Here is a 10,783-nt window from a genome sequence, read left to right as displayed (position 1 = left end):
TTCCACCCGTTAATTCGCGCAGTTTTTCTATGACATAGTCGGGATCACCAGACCTATAACTAAACACAATTTTCTTGTCACAAGAATAAGCGAACTTTCAAACATAATAAAGTCTGCTTTTCACATCGCAACAACAGGAAGACCTGGACCAGTGCTTATCGACCTGCCGAGAGATGTTATGTTAGAAAAATTTACCTTTGAATATCCTGAAACTGTAAATCTTCGCGGTTACAATCCCGTGCATTCAGCTCACGCAGGTCAAATAAAGAGGGCAGCGGATATAATAAACAATTCATCAAAACCAGTAATAATTGCAGGTGGTGGTGTCACGGCGGGTAATGCTTCTGGCGAGCTTCGTGAGCTTGCAAGAAAAATAAACTCTCCTGTTGCGACAACTCTGATGGGACAAGGTGTTTATCCAGAGGACGATCCACTATCGCTTGGGATGCTTGGAATACATGGAACCTGGTATGCAAATATCGCAACAAGTGAATCCGATTGCATAGTTATAATTGGCTCAAGGTTAAGCGAGAGAACAACAGGGGAAGCAAGTAAATTCGCACCGAATGCGAAAAAAATTCACATCGATATTGATCCCGCATCAATAAGCAAAAATATCAAAGTTGATGTCCCAATTGTTGGCGATGTTAAAGACGCCATAAGAAAACTTATTCCACTTGTTAAAAACTTAAATACAGAGGAATGGCTTCGTCAGATTAAAATATGGAAAGAAAAGCATCCATTAAGGTATGAACAAGGCAAGGAGATCCGCGTTCAATATGTCATAGAAAAACTGCGCGAATTAACGGGTGGAAATGCTATCATCGTCACGGATGTTGGGCAATTTCAAATGTGGACAGCGCAATTTTTTAAATTCCTATATCCACGAACTCATATTACAAGCGGAGGGCTTGGCACGATGGGCTTCTCTATACCAGCATCGATCGGCGTGGCGACGACCACCAAAGATAGGCCAGTTATATCGCTGAATGGAAATAGAAGCTTTCAAATAAATTTTCGAGAACTCGCAACAATTGTTTTATACAACCTTCCCATAAAAATTATAATTTTCAACGATGGGCATATCGATATCACAAGACAATGGCAAGAACTACACTGGAGAAAGCCCTTCAATGAGATTTTGATTGATAAAGCATGTCCTGATTTCATGAAAATTGCTGAAGCCTACAAAATTTATTTTCTTCAAGCTGAATCAAGTTCTGATGTGGAACCAGTTTTAAAGAAAGCGCTCGCGTTAAGAGATAAGCCTGTTATGATCGAATTTAAAACAATTTATGAAGAAAATGTTTACCCGTATATCCCACTCGGTGGTTCGGTAAAAGATATAATTGAACACTAAAAATTGAGGTAAAAATGAAACACACAATATCAATACTAGTTGAAAATAAGTTCGGCGTTCTGACAAGAATTTCGGGACTTTTCAGCGCAAAAGGCTACAACATCGAAAGCATTTCTGTTGGTCCAACGGAAGATCCAACCATTTCAAGAATGACGATAGTAACAAATGGAGACGATGACCAAATTGAGCAAATAATAAAACAGCTGAACAAACTTATAGATATTTTAAAAGTTGTTGACTTAACAAATGAACCATTTGTTGAAAGGGAACTCGCACTGATCAAGGTAAAAGTGAATCCGCATACAAGAAGTGATGTAATTGAAATTTCAGATATATTCAAAGCAAAGGTAGTTGATATCGGACCAACAACACTGACCGTTGAGGTCACAGGTAAAAGCGATAAAATAACAGCGATGATAAACATGCTTGCCCCGTATGGCATAGTTGAACTTGCAAGAACTGGGGTTGTCGCGCTGAAAAGAGAGTTTAAAGGAGAGGTTTATAGTTCGAAAGAGATCAAAATGCTCCAAAGAAAGACCAAACAAAAGAACCAAAATTTAAAAGAACCCCCTCAAAACATGAGTTCAAGCGATGAAAAAACAAAATAAGTTGTGCTTACCAAACTATTTACATTGTTAAATGCAAAATTTACCTTGGACAAATCGTTTGGCTTAACTATCCTATGTTGATAAACTAAAAGAATACCGATCAAAATTAATCCAACAGTATAGATCCACCCAAGATTTAGCAAAAATTTTAAAGATGCAAAAGAAATAAAGGTTAACAAATGAATTGCCGATGAGATTTTCAGCGCCTTCTCGATTCCAAACTTTTGAGGAATTGAATAAAGCCCATATTTTACATCGAATTCGTAGTCTTGACATGCATAAATTATATCTGAGGCACCAATCCAGGTCAAAACACCAAAGCCAAGTATAATGGGGGGTAGATCAAATCTACCAGCAATGGCAAGCCAAGCTCCAACTGGTGCAAGCCCAAGTGATAAGCCTAGGAAAAGATGTGAAAGCCATGTAAATCTCTTCGTAAAGGAATAAAAAAATATCACAGCGAGCGCAACGGGTGAAAGGTAAAAACAAAGAGGATTAAGCTTATAAGCTGCGTAAATGAAAAGAGCGGAGAAAAAAAATACAAAAATGCTTGCTTCAATGATCGATATTTTCCCCGTTGGCAATTCCCTATTTTTAGTTCTTGGATTTAAAGCATCAATTCTTCTATCGACGATCCTATTAAAACCCATAGCTGAACTTCTCGCACCAAGCATCGCAATCAAAATCCAAAACATCTTTTCAAGTGTAACCTTATAAAAAAGCGAAGAGAAAACGACACTGGAAAAAGCAAAGGGAAGAGCAAAAACAGTGTGGGAAAATCTTATCATTTTACCGTAAGTTAACACCTTATCAATCAGCACCGTCAGCTTCTCCACCAGCTGCATTTTCGGGTTCTTCAAGTTTGTATTCTTCTATTTTTCTGTAAAGTGTGCGTCTGTCAATTCCAAGAATTTTTGCTGCGTTTGATTTATGCCACCCAGTTTCTTGAAGTACTTTCAAAATATATCTTTTTTCAAGCTCCTCAAGGGTTATTTTTTCTCCCAAAGTAAGTTCTTCAACTATATCCTCCGCCTTGCATGCTCTTATATGTTCAGGCAAGTCTTCAACTCTTATTTCATCTCCTGTTGAAAGGACAACAAGTCTTTCAATCAAATTTTCAAGCTCTCTAACATTTCCAGGCCATGAATATTTCATCATACACGCAAGAGCCTCTCTTGAGATCCTTACATTTCTTCCTGCTTCTTCATTATATTTCTTCAAAAAATACTCAACCAGGAGAGGTATATCCTCGACCCTTTCTCTTAGTTCAGGCAAATAAATCGGTATAACATTTAATCTATAGAACAAATCTTCCCGAAATGTTCCCTCCTTGACGGCTTTCTCAAGATTTTTATGTGTTGCAGCAATAACCCTGACATCAACTTTTTTAGGCTTATCACTTCCAACCGCTCTTATCTCTTTCTCCTCAAGAACTCTTAAAAGTTTAGCTTGCATCGCAAGCGACATATCCCCAATTTCGTCAAGGAAGATAGTACCGCCATTTGCTTCTTCAAAAAGTCCCTTCCTTGAGCTAATTGCCCCAGTGAACGCTCCCTTTTCATGTCCGAAGAGTTCTGACTCAAGCAAACTTTCGGGGATGGCGCTACAATTAACAGCAATAAAAGGTTTATCTTTTCTTGGACTATTGTAATGAATTGCCCTTGCAACGAGTTCCTTGCCAGTTCCACTTTTACCATAAATTATAACATTGCTGTTCGTATTTGCGACTTGTTTTATTAGCTGAAATACCTTTTGCATCTGCGGACTTTTTCCAATGATGTTGCCGAAAGAATATCTTTGCTGAATTTCCCTTCTCAAAAATTCAACTTCTTTCTTCAGCGCGATTTGTTCCGCTGCCCGCTGAATTATCAGAACAAATTCCTCCATGTTGAAAGGTTTTATGATATAATCATACGCGCCAAGTTTCATAGATTCAACCGCTGAGCTTACCGTAGCAAATGCAGTTATCATAATTACGATTGTGTTAGGTGAAACTGATTTTATTTGTCGTAAGATCTCAAGTCCATTTATCTCAGGCATATTTATATCGGTGACAACGATATCAAATCCATTGGCTTCGAACTTTTCAAGCGCTTCTTTCGGTTTTGAGGCTGTCTCAACAGTATATCCCTTTCTCAAAAGGACTTTCTCTAAAAGTTCAAGCATTTTAATATCATCATCGATCACAAGAATTTTAATGTTATGTGCTTTGGCTAATTCATCTGTCATATTTCTCTATCTTCCTTTGTTATATATGCCGGAAACTTAACAGTAAATATCGTCCCTTTGCCAGGTGTACTTTCCACTTCAACTTTCCCATTGTGTTCATCAATTATTCTCTTGCTCACTGCAAGTCCAAGTCCCGTACCTTTCCCGGCTTCCTTAGTTGTAAAAAACGGTTCAAAAATTTTGTCAATATGCTCTGGGAGAATACCAATGCCATTGTCTTTAAATTTTATATTTACATATCCATCTCTCAAAAATGTTTCAATCTCGATTAAACCATTTTGGTTTATCGCCTGAATTGCATTCATAATTATGTTCAAGAAAACTTGATGAATTTGTGAACAATCGGCGTATATATCTGGAATATTTTCGCTAAATTTCAAATTCAATTTTATATTCGACTTTTCAAACTGATGTTTCAAAAGTTCAACAACATGAGAAATTTCATGATTTACATTTATCTTAGTATAGTTTGGTTTTTTGGGCCTTGCAAATTCTAAAAGTTGTTTTATAAGGTTCGCTATTCTCTCAGCCTGTGAAATGATCGTTTCAAGTTCCTCTTTATACGGGTTATTTTCGCCCATTTCCATCATTATATATTCTGCATTTCCAGAGATCACATTAAGGGGTGTCCCTATCTCATGAGCAATCCCAGCCGCAATTTGCCCAATAAGAGCAAGTTTATCCGAATGCTGTATCTGCTTTTCAAGCTCTTTAACCTTTGTAACATCCTTAACAATAGCAATGCTACCTAAAATCTCGCCATTTTCATCCTTTATCAAACTTCTGGATAAATTCACGATGATTCGTCTGCCATCTTTTGTAATTCTTTCAGTTTCATAATTTTCAATATATCCTTTTCTTAAAGTTTCCTCAAATAACCACTGTAGCTCCCCTTTTTCTTTAAGCTCGGATGGAACAATAGGATCAACCGTTTTCCCCAACATTTCATCCAAAGTATATCCGAAGATTCTTTCCGCGCCTTTATTCCAGAAGAAAATTTTATAATCGTTGTCAAGCGCAATTACCGCATCCGAATAATTTTGTATAATTGAATGAAGAACCCTCTCATGGACAGAGCGCCCCTTTTTAGCAAGGTCGATTACTTGGTGAATATATTTAATTAAAATTTGATGAATCTTTTGAATATCCTCTTGTTTTATGGAAGTGAAATTAGTGGATAGTTCTTCCCTGAGAGATTTATCTATTTCCGCGAGGAATTCGTCAATTTTACTAAGGATTCGGTGTTCCATTGTAAAGCGAAGTTAAATTTTTTCAATTTTAAAGTTACTAACAAGTTAAATAAAAATCAATTTTTCCACATGTTCGCTGAAAATTAAAGAGCCGTTGCGCTAGCGCCACTGTAATTTTGTTCAGCTTTAGGGGGACATGTTTAAATTCTTGATTTTGTCAAATTTATTTATTATTATTTGCACAAATGCATTATATTTATAAAAACTAAAAAAATTTCGGAGGTTAAAAATATGGTCTTATCACAAGGCGTGTTAGCTTTCTTGTTTCAGGCGCAGCAAAAGGGAGCAGTTGAGGAGATAGTTAATCTCCTTGTTGAAAAGTATATTGAAGGTGGATTTTTTATGCATCCGATTCTCGCGATTTTAATTATTGGTTTAGCCCTTTCAATTGCAAAGCTGATCTCACTGAGAAAAGCCAGCATCAATACAAGAAAGTTCCTCTCAGAGGTTAAAAAAGCCCTTGATGAGGGCGGGGTTGAAAAGGCGCTTGAAGTTTGCCAAAAAACCCCTGGTCCTGTTGCGAGCGTCTTCCAGGCGGGACTTCTGAGAGCAAATGAGGGAATTGAAGCTGCCGAAAAAGCAATAATAGCATATGGTGGAGTCGAAATGGCTTTTCTTGAAAGGGGACTTGTATGGCTTTCGTTGTTCATCTCACTCGCTCCACTTCTCGGATTTACTGGAACGGTTCAGGGAATGATCGTAGCATTTGACTCAATTAAAGAAGCGAAAAATATCTCCCCTGAAATTGTTGCTGGTGGTATTTCGATAGCACTCTTAACAACACTTTTTGGTCTCGTTGTTGCTATGATCCTCCAAACATTCTATAACTACTTTGTTTCAAAGATTGACAGAATAGTCATTGATATGGAAGAAAGTTCAATTGAGCTAATCGATGCACTTGCAGAGATGCAGGCTGGTAAAAAGGTAAGCGTGTCAGAAGCGAAAAACCCAACAAAATAAATTTTTTAAGCCATGTTTAGAAGAAGAAAAAGAGCCGAAGCAGAAATCCCCTCCGCCTCAATGGCGGATATTGCTTTTGAGTTAATGATTTTCTTTCTTGTCGCAACTACATTTGATGTTGACACAGGTATAGGTCTTGTCCTCCCGCCTGCGGCTGAAACAACCGAACAGGTAAAAGTTAAACAAAGCGATATAGCCAAGCTTCTTGTAAATGCAGCAGGTGAAGTTTTGCTTGACGGTGAACTCATCACTGTACCACAAATTAGAGAGACGATAAAGAATAAAATCAAAGCAAATCCTAAACTTATCATCTCAATCAAAACAGATCGCGAAACAAGCTATAGTCGATACATTGAGGTACTTGATGAGTTAAAGCTTGCTTATAACGACCTGCGTGAGGAATACTCGCTTAAAACATTTGGTAAGTCATATAAAGACTTAACAAAAGATCAACAGGAGGAAGTTAAAAAGGAAATCCCAATTCGTATTTCAATCGCCGAACCAGAAGAGGTTAAATAAAACGAGAGGTGATAAATAATGAAATTTCAGAAAAAATTTGGTCAAACTAAACCAACTATTCCAACTGCATCTCTACCCGACGTGATCTTTCAGCTGATACTGTTCTTTATGGTTACGACAACAATTAAGGTTTATGATGTTAAGGTAAGATATATCTTGCCAGAAGCTGCAGCCATCGAGAAAATTGAGAACAAACGTCTTGTCTCTTATATCTGGGTTGGAAGAGATGGAAGAATTCAAATTGATGACAACATAGTTCAGCTTGATGATATTATTGATATCATGTACCGAAAGCGCCAGGAAAATCCAAATGTTATAGTTTCGCTCCGAATCGATAGAGATTCAAAAATGGGAATTGTGATCGATATTCAGCAAAGATTAAGGAAAGCGGATGCATTGAGAATTAATTATTCAGCGTTACAAAAGTTGTAATGTTATCTTCAGTGAAAATTTTTCCTAAGAAGTATTCCAAGGTGAAATAAAAACAATAAGGCAGGCTTTGTCCTGCCTTTTTATTTTCAAAACAAAACTTGAAAAAGCAAATGGGGCTTAGAGAAAAACTTGCCGACGATCTTAAAAATGCTATGAAATCTGGCGACAAGATTAGACTTGAGGTCATCAGAATGCTTCAGACTATGCTCAGAAGGAGAGAAATTGAAAGAAAAGCTGAAAACAAAGAACTCACAGAAGAAGATGAAATTCAAGTTATAAAATCTGAGATCAAAAAGCGAAAAGAATCCATTGAACTTTTTGAAAAGGGTGGCAGATTTGATCTCGCTGAGAAAGAAAAGAAAGAGCTTGAAATTTTAAACGAATATCTACCCGAACAAATGTCTGAAGAAGAAATCGTAAAATTCGTTGAGAAAGTTATCAAAGAAATCGGAGCAACTGGACCAAAAGATTTTGGTAAAGTTATGGGCGTAGTCATGAAGGAACTACGAGGGAAAGCTGATGGCGCAACGGTTCAGAAAATTGTCAAAGAAAAACTTCAAGCTTAATGAACTGGCTTGATTATACGATACTTGGCTTTATTGCCATTTTCGTTTATCGCGGCTTTAGAAAGGGATTTATTACAAGAGTTTTGGGACTTGTTGGAGTTATTTTTGGTATATGGCTTGGAGTGAAGCATAACTTAAAAGTTGCACAGATTTTGAAAGACATCGGGATATCTGCGGAATTCTCCACTTATCTTGCAATGTTTATAATTTTTGTTGCATGTATTTTAACTGCAACGCTACTTGCAAAATTTCTGAGAAATGTTTCAATCTTTGTTGAATTGATAGACAATCTTCTTGGAGCCATTCTCGGATTTCTTGAAGGTTTATTAATAATTGGCATCTTGTTCATATTCCTTGGCTACTTGAACTTTCCTTCAGAAAAAGTCAGAGATTCTTCAAAATTTTATAAACCTGTTGTAAAAGCAACGGTTGGCATCTACGATTTCATCGAGAAAAATTTTGGTTCCAAAATAAAGTTTAAAGAACAAATTCAGAAAACAATCGAATCAATAAAAGGTGAAGACCGAAACGCTAAATAAACTCGAATTTGATAAAATCAAACAGCATATCTTATCATTTGCCACTTCGCAGATTGGAATTGAACTTATAGAAAATCTTTTTCCCTATACGAACCCCAAAATTATCGAAAGAGAGCTCAAATTAACAATTGAAATGAAAGATATACTCGCCTATGATGATCCCTTCCCCATCGATGGAATTAAGGACATACGAATTGCTTTAAGAAGATGCGAGATTGAGGGAAGTTTTCTGATGCCATCTGATTTTCTTGATATAAAATCAGTTCTCGCCGTTTCAAGGTTGATAAGAGAATATCTTAGCAAGCGAGAAGATAAATACCCCAACCTTTGGGATCTTGCGAAAAATATATTTGTAAACAGGGTACTTGAATATAATATAGACGAGGTTATAGATGAATCTGGGAATGTCAAAGATAACGCAAGCCCTGAGTTAAGACAAATTCGTGAGGAGATCCTGAAAAAGCAAGATTATGTGAGAAAAAGGTTGTATTCGATTTTGAAACAAATTTCAGAAAAAGATTACACACAAGATGACATCATCCCGCAAAGAGATGGACGGCTTGTGATACCTGTTAAAGTCGAGCACAAAAAACATGTAGCGGGTGTCGTTCACGGAACTTCTTCAACGGGGTTAACAGTTTTCATTGAGCCAGCCGAAATAGTCGAATTAAACAACGAAATCCTGCAACTTCAATTTCAAGAGCAAAAGGAAGTTGAGCGGATATTACGAGAATTAACTGACAAGGTAAGAGAAAACTTAAAATATCTCCATGTAAACATAAATATCCTTGGTAAACTTGATTTCATATACGCGAAAGCAAAATTTGCACTTCAAATAGATGGCTACGCTCCCGAAATTTCAGAGGAAGGTCCGATCGTTCTTAACTCTGCACGTCATCCAATTCTTCTGTTGAGACACGGAAAGAATAAAGTAGTTCCTCTCGATTTTAAGCTTGGTGATGGCTCTTCAATTTTTGTAATTTCTGGCCCAAACTCCGGTGGAAAGACAGTTGTTTTAAAAACCGTTGGTTTGCTCACGCTAATGGCTCAAGCGGGAATCCCAGTGCCATTGAAAGAGTCAAGCAAATTGAAAATTTTCAAAAAGATTTTCATCGATATTGGCGATGAGCAATCTGTGGAAAAAGATCTCTCGTCCTTTGGCTCACACATAAAAAATTTGAAAAGAATAATTTCCGAAGCCGACGATAAAACACTTGTCTTACTTGATGAACTTGGTTCTGGAACTGATCCAGCGGAGGGCGGTGCGCTTGGAATCGCAATAATAGAAAAATTGAAAAGCAAAGGTTCATCTGTGATCGTTACAACGCATAACAGTGCGATTAAATTCTATGCTTACAACAATCCACAAATTGAATGTGGGGCGATGGAATTTGATCATCAAACCCTCGCTCCAACCTATAGATTGAGAACTGGTGTTCCTGGAAGCAGTTATGCATTTGAGATAGCAAAGCGCCTTGGATTAGACGAGGAAATTGTAAATAATGCAAAAGAATACCTTGACAAAGCACAGGTTAAAGTTGAAGAAATTTTATCACGCCTTGAAGCTCTTGAAGTTGAATACAGAAAACTTGTAAATGAAGCGAAGGAGAAAGATGAAAAACTTAACAAAATGATTTTGGAGTACAAGCAAAAACTTGCAGAGATCGAGCGAGAGAGAAAAAAGGTAAAACGCGAAGCACTGAACGAATTTCGTGCAATAGTTGAAAACGCAAGGGCAAGAATTGAGGAGGCGATAAGAAAAATAAAAGAAACTGAGGCTTCAAAGGAAAGCGTAAAAGAAGCACACAAAGTCGCTGAACAAATTGAAAAACAGTTCGACCAGATTTCAAAACAACTTGAGGAACAAGAATCTCAAACGATCGAGATCAAGCCTGGCGACTTCGTCAAAATGAAAGATGGAACACAGGTGGGAGAGGTTTTACAAGTCGATGGTTCAAATGTGGTTGTAGAATTTGGAGCGGTGAAAATGGTTCTCAAAACAAACGAAATCGAAAAGGTTGAACAAAAAGAAGTTAAAAAACTATCTTTAGCAACCGACCTGTTTGCTCAGGTATCGACAAAAATTGATGTAAGAGGAATGCGCGCCGATGAAGCTATAAGCGCCGTTGACAAGTTCATCGACACAAGCTTTTTATACGGATTGAAGAAAATTGAAATAATCCACGGCAAAGGGACGGGAAAATTAAAACAAGAAATTGCTGAGTTTTTGAAGCGACATCCAAATGTCAAATCATTTCGACTTGGCAGCTGGGAAGAAGGTGGTGATGGCGTTACAATAGTAGAACTCAATGTTGACTAA

The 10,783-nt window shown here is 37.2% G+C and carries 11 protein-coding genes; 8 read left to right on the top strand and 3 right to left on the bottom strand.

All coding sequences use genetic code 11. The features are described 5' to 3' along the window. The first annotated feature begins 151 nt into the window (after positions 1-151). Together AWW78_RS02645 and ilvN are read left to right on the top strand one after the other, a co-directional pair. Positions 152-1,360: a thiamine pyrophosphate-dependent enzyme gene (locus AWW78_RS02645; protein WP_075426063.1), complete on the top strand. Its 1,209-nt coding sequence runs from the start codon at positions 152-154 to the stop codon at positions 1,358-1,360. A gap of 14 nt (positions 1,361-1,374) precedes the next feature. Beyond that, positions 1,375-1,968 (top strand): acetolactate synthase small subunit, encoded by a 594-nt coding sequence (ilvN, locus tag AWW78_RS02640; protein ID WP_075426062.1) that lies wholly within the window; start codon positions 1,375-1,377, stop codon positions 1,966-1,968. Here ilvN and AWW78_RS02635 read toward each other — a convergent pair. Genes AWW78_RS02635 through AWW78_RS02625 form a run of 3 tightly spaced genes read right to left on the bottom strand, consistent with a single transcriptional unit; the run spans position 1,932 to position 5,447 of the window. Then, positions 1,932-2,756 carry a UbiA-like polyprenyltransferase gene (locus AWW78_RS02635; protein ID WP_244884376.1) on the bottom strand — a complete coding sequence of 275 codons (825 nt, stop codon included), beginning with the start codon at positions 2,754-2,756 and terminating at the stop codon, positions 1,932-1,934. The two genes, ilvN and AWW78_RS02635, sit on opposite strands and share 37 nt — an antisense overlap. Positions 2,757-2,778: 22 nt before the next feature. Further along, positions 2,779-4,197, bottom strand: a complete 1,419-nt coding sequence (locus tag AWW78_RS02630; RefSeq protein ID WP_047134076.1) for a sigma-54-dependent transcriptional regulator — start codon at positions 4,195-4,197, stop codon at positions 2,779-2,781. Beyond that, the gene (locus tag AWW78_RS02625; protein WP_047134075.1) at positions 4,194-5,447 is read right to left on the bottom strand and encodes a two-component system sensor histidine kinase NtrB; all 1,254 of its coding nucleotides are present in this window, start codon (positions 5,445-5,447) and stop codon (positions 4,194-4,196) included. The genes AWW78_RS02630 and AWW78_RS02625 overlap by 4 nt, the downstream gene beginning before the upstream one ends. A gap of 231 nt (positions 5,448-5,678) precedes the next feature. Between AWW78_RS02625 and AWW78_RS02620 the strand changes: the two genes are divergently transcribed. From AWW78_RS02620 to AWW78_RS02595, 6 genes are all read left to right on the top strand, one after another. Beyond that, positions 5,679-6,407, top strand: coding sequence for a MotA/TolQ/ExbB proton channel family protein (locus AWW78_RS02620; RefSeq protein ID WP_075426061.1), 729 nt, complete (start codon positions 5,679-5,681; stop codon positions 6,405-6,407). A gap of 12 nt (positions 6,408-6,419) precedes the next feature. Next, on the top strand, positions 6,420-6,926 hold the full coding sequence (locus tag AWW78_RS02615) for an ExbD/TolR family protein (protein ID WP_047134074.1): 507 nt from the start codon (positions 6,420-6,422) through the stop codon (positions 6,924-6,926). Positions 6,927-6,944: 18 nt separating this feature from the next. Next, complete coding sequence (locus tag AWW78_RS02610) at positions 6,945-7,358, top strand: ExbD/TolR family protein (RefSeq protein WP_047134073.1); 414 nt, start codon at positions 6,945-6,947, stop codon at positions 7,356-7,358. A gap of 110 nt (positions 7,359-7,468) precedes the next feature. Continuing rightward, positions 7,469-7,924, top strand: a complete 456-nt coding sequence (locus AWW78_RS02605; protein ID WP_047134072.1) for a GatB/YqeY domain-containing protein — start codon at positions 7,469-7,471, stop codon at positions 7,922-7,924. After that, positions 7,924-8,463 (top strand): CvpA family protein, encoded by a 540-nt coding sequence (locus AWW78_RS02600; protein ID WP_047134071.1) that lies wholly within the window; start codon positions 7,924-7,926, stop codon positions 8,461-8,463. The genes AWW78_RS02605 and AWW78_RS02600 overlap by 1 nt, the downstream gene beginning before the upstream one ends. After that, the gene (locus tag AWW78_RS02595; protein ID WP_047134070.1) at positions 8,441-10,783 is read left to right on the top strand and encodes an endonuclease MutS2; all 2,343 of its coding nucleotides are present in this window, start codon (positions 8,441-8,443) and stop codon (positions 10,781-10,783) included. The genes AWW78_RS02600 and AWW78_RS02595 overlap by 23 nt, the downstream gene beginning before the upstream one ends.

It is taken from the genome of Candidatus Kryptonium thompsonii (assembly GCF_001535985.1).
Classification (GTDB): Bacteria; Bacteroidota; Ignavibacteria; order Kryptoniales; family Kryptoniaceae; genus Kryptonium; species Kryptonium thompsonii.
Note: the sequence above shows the minus strand (reverse complement) of the source record. Positions and strands in the feature narration are given on the sequence as shown.